Here is a 1,588-nt window from a genome sequence, read left to right as displayed (position 1 = left end):
TTTTAATTTAGAGTATGTTTCTCTTAATGATTTTCCATGTAATGTAATCAAATAAGATGAATTTATTATCCTATCTAATATCGCATCCGCTATAGGTCCTCCATTTAATAATTGATGCCAACCATCAAATGAATATTGACTACAGAATATTGTTGATTTCTTATTACACCTTATTTCCATCAATTCAAGTAGATCACTTCTTTCTGATTCACTTGTCGATTTTAATAAGAATTCATCTAGTATCATTAAATCATACTTTCCTAGTTTTTTTAGATATTCATTATATTTTCCTTGAATCCTCATTTCTTCAAATTTTGAGAATAGTTCTGGTAATCGAATATATAAAACTGTTTTTCTATCTCTACAGGCATGGATCCCCAAAGCGTTTGATAACCATGTTTTACCACAGCCGGATGCTCCTACAAAAATTACATTCAAACCGTTGTTTATATAATTGTTTGTAGACAATTCCTCCATTTGCGAGCGATCGAGTTTTCTGTCTGGATTATAATTAATTGATTCCATACTAGCTGTAGAATCATAAAAATGTGCATTCTTGATAAATCTTTCTATTGTATGATTTACTCGACTATCATATTCCATATCAATTAATTCGCTGAACCGTTCATCGAATGATAATTGACTGTATTCTGGGTTTGCACTTTGTAATTCATATTGTTCTGCAATAACTGGTAATCTCATTTTCTTCAATTTTTCTATCAATTCACTCTTATCCATTGTTCTTGCCTCCGTAATAGTCTTTTCCTCGCACAAAGGCATGCATATCACATTCACTTTGTACATTATCATTTTTATCTTTCAAATCTTGATTTGACTGTAATATCATCTTAATATTTTTATAGCCAGGCTGACTGATGTGATCCAACGCCAATTGACACGCATTTTCCAGTCTGGTTTTTCCATATTTATCTGATAGTTTCAACAATGACATACAACCTTTATAAGCTTGTTCTTCAACTTTATAACGATCAAATAGTTTGGAAACTAAAATCGAAGTATTGTCTCCAATAGAGGCAGCCCACTTCATAAAACGGTCTTTGTTCCATTGAAATTTTTGGTGATTCTCCGGCATATGACTTTCATTTGTTGAGTATTGATTGATACGACCATATAATCGATCATGGGTACAAATTTGATTCATTTTATAATATACAGTTACAGTTCTTTTTGTGACTTTTACATCTACATAATTTCCAACGTATTCATATGGCACAGAATAATTCATTTTTTCTATCGAAATATGATAATTTAATTGAACTTTAGCTCGTTTCCATACACTCAACTCAAATGGCTGTTCAGGCAGAGCTTTCATAAACGGAAGTTCTTCGTCTAAATATACGCTTTTTCTGGAACCTTCCTTTTTCTGAAAAGGTCTGTTATTGAAATTGTCCAATTCTTTGATAATTGCTTTGTTTAGGTCCTCAAACGAAAAGAATTTCCTGTTTCTAAGTTTACCGACAATGGCTACTGTACAATCTCCAACCGCGCCTTCAACAGCTGCCTTATCTTTAGGCTTACGCACTCTTGTTGGAATAATAGTTGTATCATAATAGTCTGCCATTTCCTG

At 32.3% G+C, this 1,588-nt stretch carries 1 protein-coding gene and 1 pseudogene; both read right to left on the bottom strand.

Going from position 1 to position 1,588, the window contains the following annotated elements; translation table 11 throughout:
• Positions 1-738: IS21-like element helper ATPase IstB (gene istB / locus LJE08_RS13455; protein WP_227403506.1), on the bottom strand; the 738-nt coding region annotated here is incomplete at its 3' end.
• A pseudogene (locus tag LJE08_RS13450) lies at positions 731-1,588 on the bottom strand (IS21 family transposase); the annotation flags it as partial. The pseudogene LJE08_RS13450 and the gene istB, both read right to left, overlap by 8 nt.

This window comes from Holdemanella sp. DFI.5.55 (assembly GCF_020593575.1).
In the GTDB taxonomy this organism is placed as follows: domain Bacteria; phylum Bacillota_I; class Bacilli_A; order Erysipelotrichales; family Erysipelotrichaceae; genus Holdemanella; species Holdemanella hominis.
This window is presented reverse-complemented; position numbering and strand designations above follow the sequence as displayed.